20 protein-coding genes are annotated in these 20,759 nt (G+C 61.4%); 1 reads left to right on the top strand and 19 read right to left on the bottom strand.

Features of this window, described 5'->3' with window-relative positions; translation table 11 throughout:
• Window positions 1-33: 33 nt before the first annotated feature.
• The 4 genes from glmM to ACN9M3_RS13255 form a co-directional block, all read right to left on the bottom strand.
• On the bottom strand, window positions 34-1,386 hold the full coding sequence (gene glmM / locus ACN9M3_RS13270; RefSeq protein ID WP_426322985.1) for a phosphoglucosamine mutase: 1,353 nt from the start codon (window positions 1,384-1,386) through the stop codon (window positions 34-36).
• A 20-nt stretch (window positions 1,387-1,406) separates the two neighbouring features.
• Window positions 1,407-2,177: a dihydropteroate synthase gene (gene folP, locus ACN9M3_RS13265; RefSeq protein WP_426322983.1), complete on the bottom strand. Its 771-nt coding sequence runs from the start codon at window positions 2,175-2,177 to the stop codon at window positions 1,407-1,409.
• 116 nt (window positions 2,178-2,293) lie between these two features.
• Entirely contained in the window at window positions 2,294-4,183 is a 1,890-nt protein-coding gene (gene ftsH, locus ACN9M3_RS13260; RefSeq protein ID WP_426171348.1) for an ATP-dependent zinc metalloprotease FtsH, read from the bottom strand.
• Window positions 4,184-4,337: 154 nt separating this feature from the next.
• Window positions 4,338-4,985, bottom strand: a complete 648-nt coding sequence (locus ACN9M3_RS13255) for an RlmE family RNA methyltransferase (protein ID WP_130313709.1) — start codon at window positions 4,983-4,985, stop codon at window positions 4,338-4,340.
• A 44-nt stretch (window positions 4,986-5,029) separates the two neighbouring features.
• Here ACN9M3_RS13255 and yhbY point away from each other — a divergent pair, with 44 nt between their 5' ends.
• Window positions 5,030-5,491 carry a ribosome assembly RNA-binding protein YhbY gene (gene yhbY / locus ACN9M3_RS13250; RefSeq protein WP_426171346.1) on the top strand — a complete coding sequence of 154 codons (462 nt, stop codon included), beginning with the start codon at window positions 5,030-5,032 and terminating at the stop codon, window positions 5,489-5,491.
• A gap of 102 nt (window positions 5,492-5,593) precedes the next feature.
• On the opposite strand, the gene ACN9M3_RS13245 is transcribed toward yhbY, so the two are convergent.
• The 15 genes from ACN9M3_RS13245 to pstS form a co-directional block, all read right to left on the bottom strand.
• A complete protein-coding gene (locus ACN9M3_RS13245; RefSeq protein ID WP_426171345.1) occupies window positions 5,594-6,007 on the bottom strand; it encodes a DUF4149 domain-containing protein in 414 nt (137 codons plus the stop codon).
• On the bottom strand, window positions 6,007-6,483 hold the full coding sequence (gene greA / locus ACN9M3_RS13240) for a transcription elongation factor GreA (RefSeq protein WP_426171344.1): 477 nt from the start codon (window positions 6,481-6,483) through the stop codon (window positions 6,007-6,009). Before greA ends, ACN9M3_RS13245 begins: the two co-directional genes overlap by 1 nt.
• A 98-nt stretch (window positions 6,484-6,581) precedes the next feature.
• Window positions 6,582-9,800: a carbamoyl-phosphate synthase large subunit gene (gene carB / locus ACN9M3_RS13235; RefSeq protein WP_426171342.1), complete on the bottom strand. Its 3,219-nt coding sequence runs from the start codon at window positions 9,798-9,800 to the stop codon at window positions 6,582-6,584.
• A complete protein-coding gene (gene carA, locus ACN9M3_RS13230) occupies window positions 9,801-10,964 on the bottom strand; it encodes a glutamine-hydrolyzing carbamoyl-phosphate synthase small subunit (protein WP_426322979.1) in 1,164 nt (387 codons plus the stop codon).
• 187 nt (window positions 10,965-11,151) lie between these two features.
• Window positions 11,152-11,793 (bottom strand): hypothetical protein, encoded by a 642-nt coding sequence (locus tag ACN9M3_RS13225; protein WP_426171339.1) that lies wholly within the window; start codon window positions 11,791-11,793, stop codon window positions 11,152-11,154.
• 2 nt (window positions 11,794-11,795) lie between these two features.
• Window positions 11,796-12,482 carry a substrate-binding periplasmic protein gene (locus tag ACN9M3_RS13220; protein ID WP_426171337.1) on the bottom strand — a complete coding sequence of 229 codons (687 nt, stop codon included), beginning with the start codon at window positions 12,480-12,482 and terminating at the stop codon, window positions 11,796-11,798.
• 49 nt (window positions 12,483-12,531) lie between these two features.
• On the bottom strand, window positions 12,532-12,936 hold the full coding sequence (locus ACN9M3_RS13215; protein ID WP_426171335.1) for a heme-binding protein: 405 nt from the start codon (window positions 12,934-12,936) through the stop codon (window positions 12,532-12,534).
• Between the two features lie 18 nt (window positions 12,937-12,954).
• Window positions 12,955-13,935: a patatin-like phospholipase family protein gene (locus ACN9M3_RS13210; protein WP_426322976.1), complete on the bottom strand. Its 981-nt coding sequence runs from the start codon at window positions 13,933-13,935 to the stop codon at window positions 12,955-12,957.
• Window positions 13,936-14,010: 75 nt separating this feature from the next.
• Window positions 14,011-15,324: a phosphate regulon sensor histidine kinase PhoR gene (gene phoR, locus ACN9M3_RS13205; protein ID WP_426171332.1), complete on the bottom strand. Its 1,314-nt coding sequence runs from the start codon at window positions 15,322-15,324 to the stop codon at window positions 14,011-14,013.
• A complete protein-coding gene (phoB, locus tag ACN9M3_RS13200; protein ID WP_426322974.1) occupies window positions 15,321-16,013 on the bottom strand; it encodes a phosphate regulon transcriptional regulator PhoB in 693 nt (230 codons plus the stop codon). Before phoB ends, phoR begins: the two co-directional genes overlap by 4 nt.
• Entirely contained in the window at window positions 16,014-16,712 is a 699-nt protein-coding gene (phoU, locus tag ACN9M3_RS13195; protein WP_426171329.1) for a phosphate signaling complex protein PhoU, read from the bottom strand.
• A 24-nt stretch (window positions 16,713-16,736) separates the two neighbouring features.
• A complete protein-coding gene (pstB, locus tag ACN9M3_RS13190) occupies window positions 16,737-17,501 on the bottom strand; it encodes a phosphate ABC transporter ATP-binding protein PstB (RefSeq protein WP_426171328.1) in 765 nt (254 codons plus the stop codon).
• Between the two features lie 12 nt (window positions 17,502-17,513).
• The gene (pstA, locus tag ACN9M3_RS13185; protein WP_426171327.1) at window positions 17,514-18,371 is read right to left on the bottom strand and encodes a phosphate ABC transporter permease PstA; all 858 of its coding nucleotides are present in this window, start codon (window positions 18,369-18,371) and stop codon (window positions 17,514-17,516) included.
• On the bottom strand, window positions 18,368-19,333 hold the full coding sequence (pstC, locus tag ACN9M3_RS13180) for a phosphate ABC transporter permease subunit PstC (protein ID WP_426171326.1): 966 nt from the start codon (window positions 19,331-19,333) through the stop codon (window positions 18,368-18,370). The genes pstA and pstC overlap by 4 nt, the downstream gene beginning before the upstream one ends.
• A 248-nt stretch (window positions 19,334-19,581) precedes the next feature.
• Complete coding sequence (gene pstS, locus ACN9M3_RS13175; protein ID WP_426322970.1) at window positions 19,582-20,625, bottom strand: phosphate ABC transporter substrate-binding protein PstS; 1,044 nt, start codon at window positions 20,623-20,625, stop codon at window positions 19,582-19,584.
• Window positions 20,626-20,759: the final 134 nt, after the last annotated feature.

Here is a 20,759-nt window from a genome sequence, read left to right as displayed (position 1 = left end):
GAGGCATCATCCGTCAATGTCGCGGCGGCAACTTTATGCCGCCAGGGCCGTTTCAACCTTGTCCGCGATGCGGCGCGCCATGCTCTGGGCCTTGTCGGCGTCGCGTGCTTCAACCATCACACGGATCAGCGGCTCGGTACCGGAAGCACGGATCAGCACGCGGCCGGTGTCGCCCAGCTCGGCTTCCACCTTCTCTTTTTCCGCGACCATGGCTGCGTTCTTCTGCCAGTCGAAACCGGCCGGCACGCGCACGTTGATCAGGGTTTGCGGGAACAGCGTGACTTCGCCGGCGATTTCGGCCAGGGTCTTGCCATTGCGCTTCAGCGCGGACAGCACTTGCAGCGCGGAGATGATGCCGTCGCCGGTGCTGTGCTTGTCCAGCGCCAGCAGGTGGCCACTGCCCTCGCCGCCCAGGATCCAGCCCTTTTCCTGCATCACTTCCAGCACGTAGCGGTCGCCAACCTTGGCGCGCGCGAAGCCGATGCCCTTCTGTTTCAGCGCCACCTCGACGGCCATATTGGTCATCAAGGTGCCAACGGCACCAGCTACGCCGCCATTGGCCACGCGATCCATCACCATGACATACAGCAGCTCATCGCCGTTGTACAGGCGGCCGCTTGCGTCGCACATGATCAGGCGGTCAGCATCGCCGTCCAGCGCGATGCCGAGGTCGGCTTTGTGCTCGAGCACGGCGGCAGCCATGGCTTTCGGGGCCGTGGCGCCGACACCGTCGTTGATGTTCAGGCCGTCAGGCTTGTTGCCGATGGCGACAACTTCCGCACCCAGTTCGTGGAATACGTGCGGGGCGATGTTGTAGGCGGCGCCGTGGGCGCAGTCGACCACGACCTTCAGGCCGCGCAGGTCCAGCTCGTACGGGAAGGTACTCTTGCAGAATTCGATGTAGCGGCCCTGAGCGTCATCCAGGCGGCGGGCGCGGCCCAGCTTTTCCGGCGACACGCATTCCATCGGCTGCTCCAGCATCGCTTCGATGTCGAGCTCGACTGCGTCGGGCAGCTTGGTGCCCTGGTCGGAGAAGAATTTGATGCCGTTGTCCTGGAACGGGTTGTGCGACGCAGAGATCACCACGCCGGCTTGCAGACGCAGCGCGCGCGTCAGGTAGGCAATTGCCGGGGTCGGCATTGGACCGGCCAGCTTGACGTCCACGCCCGCAGCCGAAAAGCCTGCTTCCAGCGCAGCTTCCAGCATGTAGCCGGAAATACGGGTGTCCTTGCCGATCAGGACGGCTGGGCGCGCCGTGCCAGTCGCGGCAGTCTTGGCCAGCACCTTGCCTGCGGCATAGCCCAGGCGCATGACGAAATCGGGGGTTATCGGCGCCTGGCCGACGAGGCCGCGTACGCCATCAGTACCGAAATATTTGCGTGCCATATTGTCTTCTCTTCCTTTTCTTAATGCGCCGCCTGCCACACACGAAGTGCGTCGACGGTCTCAGCTACATCATGCACCCTGACGATCTGGGCGCCATGCGCGACCGCTGCCAACGCGCCGCCGATACTGCCGGCCAGGCGCTGCTCGACCGGCTTGCCCGTGATCGCCCCGATCATCGATTTGCGCGACAGGCCGGCCAGCAGCGGTACGCCGAGCTCGGCAACCATCTGTTTGCCGGCCTTCAGCAGTGCGTAATTATGTTCTACCGTTTTGCCAAACCCAAAGCCCGGGTCGATCCACAGGCGCTCCCTGTCGATGCCTGCCCCGGTCAGGGCAGTAATGCGCTCAGCCAGGAAATCTGTGACTTCACGCACAACATCATTGTACTCGGGGTTGGATTGCATTGTTGTCGGATTACCAATCATGTGCATTATGCACAACGCACAATCGCTATCCTTGACGGCTTCGATTGCGCCTAGGGAGCGGAAACCGTTTATATCGTTGATCATGTCGACCCCTGCCAGTACTGCTTCACACATGACTTCCGGTTTATAGGTGTCGACACTGATCGCCTTGCCGCAATCGCGCAGCGCAAAAATCAGGGGCATGACACGGCGCAGTTCTTCATCCAGGGGAACGGCTGGTGCGCCGGGGCGGCTGCTTTCGCCACCGATGTCGATGATGTCGACGCCATCGCGGATCATTTGCTCGGCGTGGGTGATCGCATAGTCCAGGCTGGCGAATTGGCCGCCGTCGCTGAAGGAGTCGGGAGTAGCGTTGAGGATGCCCATTACCAGCGCGCGGCTGGTCGGGAAGTTGAATCGGCCGAACTTGTGTTGAGGCATAGTGGCGGAAAAAGGGGACGTAACACATTTAAATGTGTTACGTCCCCTTTTTTGAAAAGCGATTAAGCTGGGGCGGTGGCGTTCGGGTTCGGGTTGGAACCCGAGCCGCCGTCAGCGCCTGGCTGTTTGCGGATGGTGGTGCCAGCCTTCGGCGGGCGCGGCTCCTGGCCAGCCATGATGTCGTTCACCTGGTCCGCATCAATGGTTTCCCATTCCAGCAGGGCCTTGGTCATCACTTCGACCTTTTCCCGGTTCTCTTCCAGCAGCTTGCGCGCCAGGGCGTATTGCGTGTCGAGGATGGTGCGGATTTCCGCATCCACTTTCTGCTGGGTCGCTTCCGAGATGGTCTTGTTGGCGCCGCCCAGCCAGCCGTCGTTCTGGCTGTCTTCATATACCATCACACCCAGCGCATCGGACATGCCGTACTTGGTGACCATGGCACGGGCCAGCTTGGTGGCGCGGGCGAAGTCGTTGGAGGCGCCGGTCGACATCTGGCCGACGAAGATCTCTTCCGCGATACGGCCGCCGAACAGGATGGAAATCTCTTCCAGCATCTTGTCCTTGTAGCCCGAAATATTGTCGTGCTCAGGCAGCTGCCAGGTCAGGCCCAGGGCCCAGCCGCGCGGCATGATGGTTACTTTGTGGACCGGGTCAGCCTTCGGCAGCAGCTTGGCCACCACGGCGTGGCCGGACTCGTGGTAAGCGGTGTTGCGGCGCTCTTCTTCGCGGATTACCATGGACTTGCGTTCCGGGCCCATGAAGATCTTGTCCTTCGCATCTTCAAAGTCGATCATGTCGACCAGGCGCTTGTTGCGGCGCGCGGCAAACAGTGCGGCTTCGTTAACCAGGTTGGCCAGGTCGGCGCCGGAGAAGCCCGGGGTGCCGCGTGCCAGGATGTCGGCTTTCACGTCGGTGCTGATCGGCACCTTGCGCATGTGGACGTTCAGGATCTGTTCGCGGCCGCGGATATCCGGCAGGCCAACGGAAACCTGACGATCGAAACGGCCTGGACGCAGCAGCGCCTTGTCCAGCACGTCGGCACGGTTGGTTGCGGCAATCACGATCACGCCGGACGATGCTTCAAAGCCGTCCATCTCAACCAGCAACTGGTTCAGGGTCTGTTCGCGCTCGTCGTTGCCGCCGCCCATGCCGGCGCCACGATGGCGGCCCACAGCGTCGATCTCGTCGATGAAGATGATGCAAGGCGAATGCTTCTTGGCGTTCTCGAACATGTCGCGGACACGGGATGCACCCACGCCGACGAACATTTCAACGAAGTCCGAACCGGAAATCGAGAAGAACGGCACCTTGGCTTCGCCAGCAATGGCGCGCGCCAGCAGGGTCTTACCAGTACCTGGAGGACCAACCATCAGCACGCCGCGTGGAATGCGGCCGCCCAGTTTCTGGAACTTGGTCGGATCTTTCAGGAAGTCGACGATCTCAGTCACTTCCTCTTTGGCTTCATCGCAACCTGCCACGTCGGCGAAGGTCACGGTGTTATTCGTTTCGTCCAGCATGCGCGCCTTCGACTTGCCGAAGGAGAACGCGCCGCCCTTGCCGCCGCCCTGCATCTGGCGCATGAAGAATACCCACACGCCGATCAGCAGCAGCATCGGGAACCAGGACACGAAGACCTGTTGCAGGATGCCTGGCTCTTCCGGCGGCTTCACGTCGAAGCGCACGCCATTGTCGCGCAGGTCGCCGATCAGGCCGCGGTCGAGGAAGGTGGAGGTGGTGCGGACTTTGGAATCGTCAACACGGGTGGCAGTAATGGTCTGCCCTTCAATCAGGACATCTTTCACGCGCTTCGCTTTGACCTCATCCAGCAGATCGGAATAAGCGATAGGCTTTGCGCCGCCGGCGATGCTGTGGCTGTCAAATTGCTTAAACAGCATAAATAACAGCAAGGCTACAACGACCCAGATAGCCGATTTGGAAAACATGTTATTCACGAAAACTCCTTGGATGCGAAAGCGCACCAGTTACCTGTAGCAGAAATTCGATTTTACTCGTTAAACCCGGGCCGTGCTACAAACCGGCCCTATGGTGCACACTCCTGCGCCGGATATGTGGGTTTTTCCAGCTAAATCAAGAGCGAAAATGGCATTATTCCACCGGATTTTTCAGCCCGCGGCCCAGCAAGAAGATTTCCGACGATTTATCGCGGCTGGCTTTCGGCTTTTTCTGCACCACGGTCTTGAATTCGCGCCGGAATTTCTCGACGATCTGGCTGAATCCCAGGTCCTTGAAGCATTTCACCAATAAAGCGCCACCCGGTTTCATATGATGCTGGCTGAAATCGATGGCGATATCGATAAGGTCTTCCATACGGGCAGCATCGGCTACCGCAATACCGGATAAATTGGGCGCCATATCGGATAGCACAAGGTCCGCCTTGCGGCCTTGCAGCACTTCGGCCAGCTGGTCGAGGATTGCCTGCTCGCGGAAGTCGCCCTGGATGAAGTGCATGTCGGCAATCGGCTCCATCGGCAGGATATCCAGGCCGATCATGGTGCCATTGATGCCCCCGCCCTCCTTGCCCGCCAGCTTGCGGCGGGTGTACTGGCCCCAGGAGCCGGGCGTGCAGCCCAGGTCCACGATCACCTGGCCGGGCTTGATCAACTTGGCATCTTCGTCGATCTCTTTCAGCTTATAGGCTGCCCGGGCACGGTATCCGTCCTTCTGGGCGGCCTTCACGTACGGATCGTTAATATGGTCGTGCAACCAGTTTTTGTTTATTTTGTTCTTAGCCATTAGCGTAGAATACTGCCTTTAAGAGAACCTATCCAAAAAAAACTATGCTGAACCTTACTCCTGCCGAACGCAGCGTCCTGCGCGCCGAAGCCCATGGCCTGAAGCCTATCGTCCTCGTTGGCGAATCCGGCCTGACCCCTTCCGTGATGAAGGAGATCGAGCTGGGCCTGGATTCCCACGGCTTGATCAAGGTGCGCGTTTTCGGCGATGACCGCGAAGCCCGCATCGAAATGTACGAAACCATTTGCGAAAAGACCGGCGCCGCGCCGGTCCAGCATATCGGCAAGCTGCTCGTGCTGTACCGCCCGCGCGTGGAAGCCGAGAAGGCCTCGACCGGCAAGGCCGGCAAAGGCATGCGCATGGTAACGATCGTCAAGCCAAGCGCCTCCGGCACCAAGAAGCCATCCGTGAGCAAGGTCCTGCTGAAGGGGAACGAACGCGTTACCGCTGGCGGTACTATCAAGCGGGTCAAGAAGAAGGTTGGCACCAAGAAGTCGGCTGCCTAAAGCCGGTAGCCCGGTGCCTGACCCGCAGGGTCAGACACCCCGACACGCGACGATCGCTGGCCAAGTGTCTGACCCTGCGGGTCAGACATTGACTTGCCGGTTTTACTGCTTCCAGACCAGCCAGCCAGCCAGCAGGCTCTGCGCCAGGTAGATACTGCTCGAAATCCCATGCAGCTTGCCGAAGCTGCCGTCGCCCGAAGCCTTCGCCGCAGCCATCATCGGCTGCAGGCCAAAGTGCGAAACCACCGTACACATCACCATCGCCACCACGATCAGCAGCACCGAGCGGCGGCGCTTTGGCGTCCAGTCGCGGGTGCCAAAGAACAGCAGCACGCCCATGGCGGCGCCGCAACCCAGCGATAGCATGGCCTGGGCATGGAACATCAGGCCGGCAATCGATCCGGCCAGTACGCGGTCCAGCGATGCGAACAGGGCCGGCGCCACCAGGTAGCCGACCGCCCACAGGCTGCCAGCCCACAGGGCGGCCACCAGCAGGCGTACTTTCGCCAGCAGCATCAAACGTAGCGTACGTCGATGATCTCGTATTCGCGCGGGCCGGACGGGGCCTGCACTTCCACCACGTCGCCGGCGTATTTGCCGATCAGGGCGCGGGCGATCGGCGAAGTCACCGACACCTTGCTCATCTTCAGGTCGGCTTCATCGGTGCCGACGATCTGGTAGCTCACCTTCTGGCCTGATTCCAGGTCTTCCAGGTCCACGGTGGAGGCGAACACCACGCGGCCTTCCGCGTCCAGGGTGGATGGGTCGATGATCTGGGCCGAGCTCAGCTTGCCTTCCAGTTCCGCGATACGGCCTTCGACGAAGGCCTGGCGCTCCTTGGCGGCATCGTATTCGGCGTTTTCGGACAGGTCGCCGTGCGAACGCGCTTCGGCGATGGCATCGATGACAATGCGGCGTTCCTTGGTCTTGAGCTGGTGCAGCTCTTCTTTCAGGAGTTCGGCGCCGTATTTAGTGAGTGGAACGGAATTCATATCTGTCTCTAGTCAAATTGCTAAAAAGCACAGAGCCCGCGCCATGCTTCAGCGCGGGCTCTGTGGTTATATTGTCAAGCGTACTACTTTACCGGGTCTTAGTTTAAAGACTTATGCAGGCCTTGTAAATCGTACACACGCAATTCGTCCAGGTGGCGGATACCGGCCACGGCGGCCTCAGCACCGGCGATGGTGGTGTAGGTGGTCACGCGGGCCGCCAGCGAGGAAGTACGGATGCTGCGCGAGTCGTTGATCGCGGTACGCTTCTCTTCCACGGTGTTGATCACCAGGACGATTTCGTGGTTCTTGATCATGTCGACCACGTGCGGACGGCCTTCGGACTTCTTGTTCACCGGGGTGACAGGAATGCCGGCTGCCTCGATCACGGCGGCGGTGCCCTTGGTGGCGCACAGGGTGAAGCCTGCATCGACCAGGTCCTTCGCCACTTTCACGGCGCGCGGCTTGTCCGACGCTTTCACCGACAGGAATACCTTGCCCGAGGTCGGCAGCTTGACACCGGCGCCCAGCTGCGACTTCACGAAGGCTTCCGCGAAGGTGGTGCCAACGCCCATCACTTCACCGGTCGATTTCATTTCCGGCCCGAGGATGGTGTCCACGCCAGGGAATTTCACGAACGGGAACACGGCTTCCTTGACGCTGAAGTAAGGCGGCACGACTTCTTTCGTGATGCCCTGCTCTGCCAGCTTCTGGCCGACCATGCAGCGTGCGGCGATCTTGGCCAGCTGCAGGCCGGTCGCCTTGGAAACGTAAGGCACGGTACGCGAGGCGCGCGGGTTCACTTCCAGCACGAAGACGACGTCCTTGCCATCCTGCTTCTGGATCGCGAACTGCACGTTCATCAGGCCAACCACGTTCAGGCCCTTGGCCATCAGCGAGGTCTGGCGCTTCAGTTCATCGATGGTTTCCTGCGACAGCGAGTACGGCGGCAGCGAGCAGGCGGAGTCGCCCGAGTGCACGCCGGCCTGTTCGATGTGCTCCATCACGCCGCCGATGAAGGTGGTGTCGCCGTCGGAGATGCAGTCCACGTCGCACTCGATGGCGTCGTTCAGGAAGCGGTCCAGCAGCACTGGCGAGTCGTTCGACACCTTGACCGCTTCGCGCATGTAGCGCTCCAGGTCGCGCTGCTCGTGCACGATTTCCATCGCACGGCCGCCCAGCACGTAGGAAGGACGCACCACCAGCGGGTAGCCGATTTCCTGTGCCAGCGCCAGCGCTTCTTCTTCGGTGCGCGCGGTGCGGTTAGGCGGCTGGCGCAGGCCCAGGTCCTGCAGCAGCTTCTGGAAGCGCTCGCGGTCTTCCGCGGCGTCGATCATGTCCGGCGAGGTGCCGATGATCGGCACGCCGTTGGCTTCCAGGTCCAGCGCCAGCTTCAGCGGGGTCTGGCCGCCATACTGCACGATCACGCCAACCGGTTTTTCCAGGTCGACGATTTCCAGCACGTCTTCCAGGGTCAGCGATTCGAAGTACAGGCGGTCGGAGGTGTCATAGTCGGTCGACACGGTTTCCGGGTTGCAGTTGACCATGATGGTCTCGTAGCCGTCTTCGCGCATGGCCAGTGCGGCGTGCACGCAGCAGTAGTCGAATTCGATACCCTGGCCGATACGGTTCGGGCCACCGCCCAGCACCATGATTTTTTTCTTGTCGGTCGGGTTGGACTCGCACTCTTCATCGTAGGTCGAGTACATGTAGGCGGTGTCGGTCGAGAACTCGGCGGCGCAGGTGTCGACGCGCTTGTACACCGGACGGATGCCCAGTTCGCGGCGCTTGTTGCGCACGGCGGTGTCGCCGCATTGCAGCAGGTAGCCCAGGCGGCGGTCCGAGAAGCCCTTCTGTTTCAGCTTGTACAGGGTGTTCTTGTCCAGGTTTTCCAGCTTCTGGGTGTCGAGCCACAGTTCCAGGTCGATGATTTCCTTGATCTGCACCAGGAACCACATGTCGATCTTGGTCAGCTGGTACACCTCTTCCAGGGTGAAGCCCTGGGCGAAAGCGTCGCCGACATACCAGATGCGGTCCGGGCCTGGCTCGCCCAGCTCCTCTTCCAGCTTCTCGCGGTCGACGGTCTTCTGGTTCATGCCATCCACGCCAACTTCCAGGCCGCGCAGGGCTTTCTGGAACGATTCCTGGAAGGTGCGGCCAATCGCCATCACTTCGCCCACCGATTTCATCTGGGTGGTCAGGTGGTGGTCGGCGGTCGGGAATTTCTCGAAGGTGAAACGCGGCACCTTGGTCACGACGTAGTCGATCGAAGGCTCGAACGAAGCCGGGGTTGCGCCGCCGGTGATCTCGTTGCGCAGTTCATCCAGGGTGAAGCCCACGGCCAGTTTCGCCGCCACCTTGGCGATCGGGAAGCCCGTGGCCTTCGATGCCAGTGCCGAGGAACGGGACACGCGCGGGTTCATCTCGATGACGATCATGCGGCCGTCTTTCGGGTTGATCGAGAACTGCACGTTGGAGCCGCCGGTATCCACGCCGATCTCGCGCAGCACTGCCAGCGAGGCATTGCGCATGATCTGGTATTCCTTGTCGGTCAGGGTCTGCGCTGGAGCGACGGTGATCGAGTCGCCGGTGTGCACGCCCATCGGGTCCAGGTTTTCGATCGAGCACACGATGATGCAGTTGTCCGCCTTGTCGCGCACCACTTCCATCTCGTACTCTTTCCAGCCCAGCAGCGATTCTTCGATCAGCAGCTCATTGGTTGGCGATGCTTCCAGGCCGCGTTTGCAGATCGCTTCGAATTCTTCTTCGTTGTAAGCGATGCCGCCGCCGGAACCGCCCATGGTGAACGATGGACGGATGATGGTCGGGAAGCCAACTTCCTTCTGCACCGCCCACGATTCTTCCATCGAGTGCGCCACGCCGGAACGCGCCGAACCCAGGCCGATCTTGGTCATCGCATCCTTGAACTTGGCGCGGTCTTCGGCCTTGTCGATGGCTTCCGGGGTCGCGCCGATCAGTTCGACCTTGTACTTGTCCAGCACGCCGTTGCGGTGCAGGTCCAGCGCGCAGTTCAGCGCCGTCTGGCCGCCCATGGTCGGCAGGATCGCGTCAGGACGCTCCTTGTCGATGATGCGCTCCACAACCTGCCAGGTGATCGGCTCGATGTAGGTCACGTCGGCCATTTCCGGGTCGGTCATGATGGTCGCCGGGTTGGAGTTCACCAGGATGACCTTGTAGCCCTCTTCGCGCAGCGCTTTGCAGGCTTGCGCGCCGGAGTAGTCGAATTCGCAGGCCTGGCCGATGATGATCGGGCCGGCGCCAATAATCAGGATGCTTTTAATGTCAGAACGTTTTGGCATTTATTTCTTCTCCGCGGCATTCATCATGTTGATGAAGCGGTCAAACAGGTAGGCGACGTCGGTCGGGCCAGGCGATGCTTCAGGGTGGCCCTGGAAGCAGAAGGCCGGCACGTCGGTGCGGGCGAAGCCCTGCAGCGAACCGTCGAACAGCGACACGTGGGTCACGCGGCAGTTGGCCGGCAGCGTGTCCGCATCCACGGCGAAACCGTGGTTCTGCGAGGTGATCATCACCTTCTTGCTGTCCAGGTCCTGCACCGGGTGGTTGGCGCCGTGGTGGCCGAACTTCATCTTCAGGGTCTTGGCGCCGGACGCCAGTGCCATGATCTGATGGCCCAGGCAGATGCCGAACACCGGGATCTTCTTCTCCATGAAGACTTTGGTCGCTTCGATCGCGTAGTCGCATGGCTCAGGGTCGCCGGGACCGTTGGACAGGAACACGCCGTCCGGGTTCAGCGACAGCACGTAGGCGGCGGAAGTCTGCGCCGGCACCACGGTCACCTTGCAGCCGCGCGAAGCGAGCATGCGCAAGATGTTGCGCTTGACGCCGAAGTCGTAGGCGACAACGTGGAATTTAGGGTCAGCTACCTTGCCATAGCCTTTGCCCAGTTCCCATTCGGTCTCGGTCCACTCGTACACTTCCGGCACGGTCACGACTTTTGCCAGGTCCATGCCCGCCAGGCCAGGGAAGCTGCGTGCCAGTTCCAGTGCCTGCTGCACGGACGGCTCGTTGCCCTGCACGCCGGTCACGATGGCGCCGGCCTGGGCGCCCTTCTCGCGCAGCACGCGGGTCAGCTTGCGGGTGTCGATACCGGCGATGGCGACGATGTTCTCGGCCTTCAGGTAGTCGGTCAGCGATTGGCTGGAGCGGAAATTCGAGTGGATCAGCGGCAGGTCGCGGATGATCAGGCCTGCGGCGTGGACTTTGGAAGCTTCGACGTCTTCGGTATTGATACCGTAGTTGCCGATGTGGGGGTAAGTCAGGGTGACGATCTGGCGGGAATACGATGGATCGGTCAGGATTTCCTGATAACCCGTCATGGAGGTATTGAAAACGACTTCGCCCGTCGTGTGACCGGCAGCGCCAATGGAAATACCTTTAAAGATTGTTCCGTCGGCTAGTGCCAGGATGGCTGGAACGGCTGGGCCAGAAAAAAATGGCGGCAAGGGCAACTCCTGATTAAGTTACCGTAGCGACGCCACTCAGACAACCCACGGGTGTACGGGCGCAATGCCGGGCTCGCGGGTCAGATGATGATGGATGTGTGAGGTAGGCGCTACGGTCGAATGGTAATTGGCTAAACCTTTGAATTATAACCCAAAGTTCCTTCAACGGCAAGCCCCTGCCGGAGCATCACCGGCCTTGGCGGAGGCCCTCGGCCAGGCGCGGCACCAGCGCCGCATGGCGTTTGTGCAGGAACAGGTAAAGCGGCACTTCTTCCAGTGGCGGCAGCAATTGCAGCAGGTCCGGGTCGTGCCCCTGCATCGCCAGCACCTCCTTGTTGCTGCGGCCCATGATGGCGATATCGCAACCGCCGGCCTTCAGCATGCGCAATAAGGACGCATCGTTGTCCAGGCGCTGGCGCGGCATGCCGGCCGTGCGCTCTTCCGTGAAGTTATAGCCCCGCCGCATGCAGAGTGTATGGCCGCGCAGCGACTTCCAGCCGCGCGACACATCGATCTTCTTGTAGGAATAGGCAGTTGGCGCGTACATATAGATCGGCTCTGGAACCGCCACCAGCTGGGGATAGCTGCTGGCGGCCAGCATCGTGCGTCCGATCGCGCCATCCAGCTTGCCTTCATTGACAAGCACCATGCCGCGTTCAGCGGACAAGGCGCTCACCTTGACGCCCAGCCCGGCACGGTGGGCTGCGGCTTCAACGGTTTTCCACGCCTCGAGATGGGCCGGCGTATCGGGGATCACGAAGAGCTGCAGGTCCTGGCTTGGCACGGGCGCTGAAGCCAGCGCGCACAGCAAGGCGACCAGGACTTTCATCGCTACTCCCCTTCGCCAAGCAGCTTATGCATGGTGCCGTCGGCCCGCATCTGCTTCAGGGCGGCGGCAACCTTGGGCACCAGCGCCGCATGGCTCTTGTGCAGGTAGATATAGAGGGGCATGATTTCCATCGGCGGCAGCAGGCGCTGGAGCGGCGGGTCCGCCGTCATGGCGGCGCGCGCCAGCGCATTATTGCGCTCCATGACCGCGACATCGCAACCGCCGGCTGCCAGCATGCGCAGCATGGTCGCCTCGTCGGCAAGCACCTGGCGCGCCAGGTCCTTGGTGCGCTGGTCGGTCTGGCGCAGGCCGCGGCGAATGCAGACCGTGTGCGCGCGCAGGGACTCCCAGCCGCCCGTCACGTCGAAGCGTTTATAAGAGAACGCCGTTGGCGCGTATTGGTAGATCGGCTCAGGTACCTGGACCAGGTTGGGGTAGTTTTTTTCGAGGCCGGAGGAACGTCCGACGTCGCCATCGGTCGTGCCTTCATTAGCCAGCACCGCCGAGCGCTCGGGCGACACCTCGCGCACCACCGCATTGATGCCGGCGCGCTGGAAAGCGACTTCCGCCGCCTTCCACAAATCGGCATGAGTGGTGCTGCGCGAGATGACGGACAGCTGCAGCTCTTCAGCGCGCAGCGGCGCCGACAGGATGATTGGACAAAGCAGCAAGGCAAACGGCAGTCTCATAACTCCCCCTTGCCTGTATTCTAGGAAGTCATTGCCTCAATTGCAAGACTTAAGCCAGTGCAGCAATACCCGCCTTGGCGATTTGTGCATCTTCGCTCGATTTCACACCCGACACGCCCACCGCGCCGATGGTGTGGCCATCGACCACGATATTGACGCCGCCTTCCAGCGGCGCTTCCACCATCGGCACGCCGACGAAGGAAGTTCGGCCGCCGTTGATCATGTCTTCATAGATCTTGGTTTCGCGGCGGCCCAAGGCCGACAGGCGTGCCTTGGCAGGCGCGATGTGCGACGACAGCGGCGCCGCGCCATCCAGGCGCTGGAGCCACAGCAGGTGGCCGCCGTCGTCGACGATGGCGATGGTGACCGCCCAGTTGTTCTTGCTTGCTTCGGCCTCGGCGGCAGCGGCGATTTTCTTGATGTCGTCCAGGGACAGCACTGGCTTGGTGATCATTCTCTCGTTTCCTGATAATTATGGGGCCGGCGTTTCGCGGCGCGCCTTCAGCTTTTGCTTCAGTTGCGGCATGACGGCCAGGGTTGCACGCTCGCCCGCCTGCATGGCGCCCGAGCGGTTGGTGAATTCCGCGGAACCCATCTTGCCCAGCGGCGGCTGGATCACGATGTCGGCATCACGCAGTTCAAGCTGGTTGATACGCTGGCCCATGATGGAGAAGGTCTGCATGATGACCTCCAGCGAAGAATTGGTGGCCTGCGCCTCGGCCTGGGTCGAAATATTCACCGCGATGATAAATTCCGCGCCCATTTCACGCGCAAAGCGCACCGGCACCGGCGCCACCAAGCCGCCATCGACGTAGGTGTGGTCGCCGATCTTCACCGGCTGGAATACGCCAGGAACAGCGGAACTGGCGCGAACCGCCATGCCGGTATTCCCGCGCTGGAACAGGATGGGCTGGCCGGTCTTCAGGTCCGACGCCACGGCGCCGAACGGCATTTTCAGCTTCTCGATGACGCGGTTGCCGACAGCCTTGTTGACGAAGGATTGCAGGGCCTCGCCCTTCAGCACGCCGGAAGACTTGCCGAACAAGGGCAGCGCCCAGTCAGAAATGGCCGATTCATCGAGGTCGACGGCCATCTTCTGCAGGGCCTTGGCATCGTTGCCGGCCGCATACAGGGCGCCGACCACGGAGCCGGCACTGGTGCCGACCACGATATCCGGCACGATGCCCTGCGCTTCCAGCGCCTTGATCACGCCGATGTGGGCGAAACCGCGGGCGGCGCCGCCACCGAGGGCAAGGCCGATCTTCACCTTGCGCTGCACTGGCGCAACCGGCGGTACCACAGGGGGCGGCACCGGCGGTTCAACGGAGACCAGCGGCACGTCGGTCGATTTGATCGGCGGATCGAGTTCGGTGGTAACGGTATTGGGATTGGTCTGGCACCCGGCAAGCGCTGCGGCGGCCAGGATGGCAAAAGCGAAACGTTTCAAGTGCATGTAGTGGTTAATCTGCTCGTTTTTTTAGGCGAGCAGATTTTACCTAATAAATGGGGTACGTCCCCATTTTTCTTCTCAGGCAGCTTGCGCCGGTTCGACGGTAGTGGAAACCAGCGATTTTGGCAGGCTGACCGTGAAGGTGCTGCCCTGCCCTGCCTCGGAGCTGATATTCAGCTTGCCGCTGTGGCGCAGCAGTACGTGCTTGACGATGGCCAGGCCCAGGCCGGTGCCCTGCGTCTCTCGCGAGCGGCTCTTGTCGACGCGGTAGAAGCGCTCGGTCAGGCGGGAAATATGCTCCGGATTGATGCCGATGCCGGTGTCCTGCACCTGGAACTGCACGCCGGTCGGCGTGTCTTCCCAACGCAGCTTGATGGTGCCGCCCGCAGGCGTGTAGCGCACGGCATTGGAGGCCAGGTTGCCGAAGGCGCTGTGCAATTCGTCCATATTGCCCATGACATCGCCGCCATGCAGTTCCAGCGAAATTTCATGCTTGCCGCCGGACAGCGCGCGCGCTTCGTGCAGCACCTGCTCCAGCAGGGCCGGGATGTTGACGTGCTCCGGGCGCATCGGGTGGTCGACCGATTCCAGGCGCGACAAGGTCAGCATGTCCTCGATCAGGTGCTGCATGCGGTGGCTTTGCTCGGTCATCAGCTTGAGGTGGGCGGCGCGGGTCTCCGCGTCCAGCTCCATCGAAGCGGCGATTTCCAGGAAACCGGCGATCACGGTCAGCGGGGTGCGCAGCTCGTGCGAGGCGTTGGCGATGAAGTCGCGGCGCATCATTTCCGCGCGCTGGGTCTCGGTGATGTCGTGCGTGACCAGGATCTGGCGCCGGTTTTCAAACGGGATGATGTGCACGACCAGCTTGCGGCCGCGGAAGTTCAGCGTCAGCGGCTGGTCGTAGCGGCCCAGGATCAGGTAATCCATGAAGTCCGGGCTGCGCACCAGGTTGGTCACGCGCATGCCCTTGTCGCGCGCTTGCTGCAGGCCCAGGTGCTCTTCCGCCGCCGGATTGCACCATTCGAGGAACAGCACGTCGTCCATGATCACGACGCCGTCCGGCAGCAGGTGCATGGCCTGGCGGAAGCGCGCCAGCCATTCGGTCAACTCGGCCTGGTTCTTTTCGTCGTCGCGGCGCAGGCGGTACAGGCGCGAGAAAATATTGGTCCACTCGCCCCAGCCATCAGGCAGGCGGCCCGACTCGGGCTTGTCCAGCCATTCGCTCAGCTGATAGAGGTACTTGAGCTGGATGAACACGGCAGCCAGCACGCCGGCAAAGGCGGTGACAATGCCGGCCGCCAGGCCAAACCACCACCACATCAGGCCCGCGCCTGCCAGCAGGAAGCCAAGCCGGATGGCGACAGGTACCCAGAACACGACTTTTGGATTCATGGCCTCTCGGTCAGCATATATCCCACGCTGCGCACGGTCTTGATCAGGTGCTCGGCATCCTTCAGCGCCTTGCGCAGTCGCAGCACGTGGACGTCCACCGTGCGCTCCTCGATCACCACATGGTCGCCCCACACCTTGTCCAGCAGCTGGCTGCGTGAGAACACGCGCTCCGGGTGGGCCATGAAGAACTTGAGCAGCTTGTATTCGGCGTGCCCGATGTCGATCTTGTTGTCGTTCATCGACACGGTGCAGCTGACCGGATCGAGCACCACCGGACCGGCCTTGAGCTGGGTTTCGGCCAGTTCGGGGCTCTTGCGCCGCAACAGTGCGCGAGCACGGGCCAGCAGCTCGCGCGGTGAAAACGGCTTGGTGATGTAGTCGTCGGCGCCGCCATTCAGGCCTGCCAGCTTGTCCTCTTCCATGCTCTTGGCCGTCAGCATGATCACAGGAACGGCGGCGAAGTGGCGGTCGCCGCGGATGCGGGCCAGCAGGCGCAGGCCGCTCTGGTCCGGCAGCATCCAGTCCAGCAACACCAGTTGCGGCGTGCGGGTCTGCATGACTTCCCAGGCTTCCTGCGTGGATTGTGCCACCACGCAGTTCCAGCCAGCTTCGCGCAGCGAGAACCTCACCAGCTCCACGATCGCCGGTTCATCTTCAACAATCAGTACAGTCGTTTTGTCGGATGCCATTTATTTGCTTGCTTCTTGGGTCGCTCCGTGGGAATGGCGGATATCCCTGCCTTCCACCACGTAGATCACGTATTCGGCGATATTCTTGGCGTGGTCGCCGATGCGCTCGATGGCCTTGGCCACCCACATCGTGTCCAGCGCTGCCGAGATTGTACGCGGATCTTCCATCATGAAGGTGATCAGGTTGCGCATGATGGAGCGGTATTCGTGGTCGATCACGGCATCCTGGGCGATCAGGTCCAGCGCGGCCTTTTCGTCGCTGCGCGCAAAGGCGTCCAGCGCATCGTGCAGCAGGTCGCTGGTGGCGGTGGCGATGGTGCGCACCATTTCATAGTGGTTCAGGGTCACGGCGCCGCGCCCGTGCAGGGCTTTGGCGATGCGCGCGATCTTGGCGGCTTCGTCGCCGATGCGTTCCAGGTCGGTGATCACCTTCAGGGTGGCCATCACGGTGCGCAGGTCGTTTGCGGTTGGCTGGCGTTTGACGATCAGGTGGCTGCACTGGTCATCCAGCTGCACTTCCAGCTGGTTGACGTTGGCGTCTTCGGCCACCACGCGTTCGGCGCGCTCCAGGTTGCCGATGCGGAAGCAGGTCATCGCGTCCAGGAACATGGTCTCGACCATGCCGCCCATCAGCAGCACTTTGGAGCGGATGCCTTCGAGTTCGGTGTCGTAAGCTTTGGAGGAATGTTCGCCCATCATAATCTCTTCTCTCTCTTCTTCTGGTTAGCCAAAACGGCCGGTGATGTAGTCCTGGGTCTCTTTGCGCACAGGATTCATGAAAATCTGGTCGGTTTCGCCGAATTCCACCAGCTCGCCCAGGTACATATAGGCGGTGTAGTCGGAGCAGCGCGCCGCCTGCTGCATATTGTGGGTCACGATGGCGATCGTGTAGTCCTCTTTCAGCTCGGAGATCAGTTCTTCGATCTTGGAGGTGGAAATCGGGTCCAGCGCGGAAGTCGGTTCGTCCAGCAGCAGGACATCCGGCTTCACCGCCACGCCACGCGCGATGCACAGGCGCTGCTGCTGGCCGCCGGACAGCGACAGGCCGCTCTTGGCCAGCTTGTCCTTCACTTCGCCCCACAGGGCGGCTTTTTTCAGCGCCCATTCGACGCGCTCGTCCATCTCGCCTTTCGACAGGTCTTCGTACAGGCGCACGCCGAAAGCGATATTGTCGTAGATCGACATCGGGAACGGGGTCGGCTTCTGGAACACCATGCCCACTTTGGCGCGCAGCATGTTCACGTCCAGGCCCGCTTCCAGGATGTTGTGGCCGCGGTAGCGGATGGCGCCTTCGGCGCGCTGGCCCGGGTACAGGTCGTACATGCGGTTCAGGGTGCGCAGCAGGGTCGATTTGCCGCAGCCGGACGGGCCGATGAAGGCGGTCACCTTCTTCTCGTGGATGTCGAGGTTGACGTTGTGCAGGCTGCGCGTCTTACCGTAGTAGAAGTTCAGGCCGGAGATTTCAATGATTTTGCTAGCTTGGGTCATGATCTGTACTCGTTATTTTGGTGCTTTTTGCGCAAACACGGTGCGCGACAGGATGTTCAGTGCCAGGACGCTGAAGGTCACGATCAGCGCGCCGCCCCAGGCCAGCTCGCGCCAGTTGTCGTATGGGCTCATGGCGAACTGGTAGATCACGACCGGCAGGTTCGCCAGCGGCTGGTTCATGTCGGCGCTGAAGAACTGGTTGTTCAAGGCGGTGAACAGCAGCGGCGCGGTTTCGCCGGCGACACGGGCCACGGCCAGCAGCACGCCGGTCATCACGCCGGCCTTGACGGCGCGCAGGCGCACCATCACGGACACTTTCCAGCGCGGTGCGCCAAGGGCGTAGGCCGCTTCCAGCAGCGAGTTCGGCACCAGTTTCAACATATTGTCGGTCGTGCGCACCACCACCGGGATCGCGATCAGCGACAGCGCGATGGAGCCGGCGTAGCCCGAGAAGTGCTGCACGTTCGCCACGTACAGCGCATACACGAACAGGCCGATCACGATCGACGGCGCCGACAGCATGATGTCGGTCACGAAGCGGGTCAACTGCGCCACCTTGTTCTCTTCGCCGTATTCAGCCAGGTAGATGCCGGCCAGGATGCCGATCGGGGTCGACACGGCCGTCGACAGGCCCACCATCATCAGCGAGCCGACGATCGCATTACGCAGGCCGCCGCCATCACTGCCTGGAGCAGGCGTGTCGCCGGTGAAGATCAGCACGTTCAGGGCGGAGAAGCCGTTGATCAGCAGCGTCGCCAGGATCCACAGCAGTGCGACCAGGCCGACCGACATGGCGCCGACCGACAGCGCCATGCCGACGCGATGGAAGAACAGGCGCTTGCGGTAGACAGGATTCTTGGTCTGGATCATTTGACGCCCTCCTTGCGCGACAGGCCCATCAGCATCAGCTTGGCGCCGGACAGGACAATAAAGGTAATGATGAACAGCAGCAGGCCCAGCGCGAACAGCGAGGACACGTGCAGCTTGCTGGACGCTTCGGCGAATTCATTGGCCAGCGTCGAAGCGATCGAGCTGCCCGGCGAGAACAGGGAGGTAGGCAGCTTGGCCGCGTTACCGATCACGAAGGTGACCGCCATGGTTTCGCCCAGGGCGCGGCCCAGGCCCAGCATGACGCCGCCCACTACGCCAGTCTTGGTGTACGGCAGCACAACCTTGCGCACCACTTCCCAACGGGTGCAACCCAGGCCGTAAGCCGATTCCTTCAGCACGGCAGGCACGATCTCGAAGACATCGCGCATCACGGAAGCGATGAACGGAATGATCATCACGGCCAGGATCAGGCCTGCGGTCAGGATGCCGATGCCCATGGTCGGGCCTTTGAACAGCGCACCGATAAAAGGCAAGGCGCCGAGGGTGGACTTCAGCAGCGGCTGCACGTATTCGCTGAACATCGGGGCGAACACGAACAGGCCCCACATGCCGTAGATAATCGATGGCACGCCAGCCAGTAGCTCGATGGCGGTGCCTAGCGGGCGGCGCAGCCAGACCGGGCATACCTCGGTCAGGAACAGCGCGATGCCGAAGCTGACCGGGAAGGCGATCAGCAAGGCGATACCGGCGCTGGCCAGCGTGCCGACGATGGCAATCGCGGCGCCGAACTGGTCGTTGACCGGGTCCCATTCAACGGTGGTGATGAAGCCAGGCCCGAACTCTTTCAGGGCAGGCAAGGCGCCATTGATCAGGGAAATGATAATGCCGACCAGTACAAACAGTACGGTCAGCGCAAAGACCATCGTGATCTTGTGGAAGAACCAATCCTGGATGCGCTGCTTGCGCACCACGGACTGCATGGCAGCAACGGAGGCACTCATGGTGGCGGGTTCCGATAACTGGAGGGGAGCTGGTGAGGTGATTTCTGCACTCATGATTTAGTTTTTTGGTTTAGCTAACCGGGGAGGCCTTCTGTTCAAGCCACCCCGCTTAGCTTCCTCTTTAAACCGGCACCCCGATCGGATGGCCGCCCCGTCTGACCCACAGGGTCAGACACCTGGCCTGCGGCTGCCGCGGGCCTAGGTGTCAGACCCTGCGGGTCTGACACCGGGGTGCCGGTTTCAGAAGATCAGTTCAGCGGCTTGCCCGAAGCATCCTTCAGGTTAGCCTTCCACGAACCCTGCACCAGCTTCACAACAGTGTCAGGCAGCGGCACATAGTCCAGTTCGACAGCAGCCGCATCGCCGTTCTTGAAAGCCCAGTCGAAGAACTTGATGACTTCCTTGCCCTTGTTCGCGTCAGCCTGCTGCTTGTGCATCAGGATGTAGGACACGCCGGTGATTGGCCACGAAGTCTTGCCGGCCTGGTCGGTCAGCACCACGCCGAAGCCTGGGGTCTTGGTCCATTCCGCGTTGGCAGCAGCGGCCTTGAAGTTGTCGTCGTCAGGTTGCAGGAAGTTGCCGTCCTTGTTCTTCAGCTGGGTGTGCGCGATCTTGTTTTTCTTGGCGTAGGCCCATTCCACGTAGCCGATGGCGCCCTTGATACGCTGCACGTTGGCGGCAACACCGTCGTTGCCCTTGCCGCCCACGCCGGTTACCCATTTCACGGCGGTGCCGGCACCGATCTTGGTCTTGAACTCTGGGTTCACTTTCGACAGGTAGTCGGTGAACAGGAAGGAGGTGCCGGAGCCGTCAGCGCGGTGCACCACGGTGATTTCAGCAGCTGGCAGCTTCACGCCTGGGTTCAGGGCAGCGATCGCTGCGTCGTTCCACTGGGTGATCTTGCCCAGGTAGATGTCAGCCACAACCGGGCCGGTCAGTTTCAGCTGACCTGGAGCGATGCCGTCCAGGTTCACCACGGTCACCACGCCACCCATGATGGCCGGGAACTGCATCAGGCCGTCAGCGTCCAGCTCTTCCGCTTTCAGCGGCATGTCGGAAGCGCCGAAATCGACGGTCTTGGCTTTGATCTGCTTGATACCTGCGCCGGAACCGACGGACTGATAGTTCAGGCCATTGCCGGTGGATGCTTTGTAGGCTTCAGCCCACTTGGCGTAGATCGGATAAGGGAAAGTTGCGCCTGCACCGGTCATGTCCGCTGCGAAAGCGGTCGAGAATGCCATTGCCGCCGAAGCGCCAACAACGAAGGAGGTCAACAACTGTTTCATGCGCATATCAAAGGTCCTTTTCAGGGGTTGGGTTGAATGCTGCGCAGTGTATGACGTCAATATGACAGCTTTATGACACGTCAAAATTAAGTCTAGGACAAGGTCACAAACTTGTCATATTTCTCAAATATACTATTAGT

The sequence above is a fragment of the Pseudoduganella sp. R-43 genome, assembly GCF_049913255.1.
Taxonomy (GTDB): domain Bacteria; phylum Pseudomonadota; class Gammaproteobacteria; order Burkholderiales; family Burkholderiaceae_D; genus Rugamonas.
This window is presented reverse-complemented; position numbering and strand designations above follow the sequence as displayed.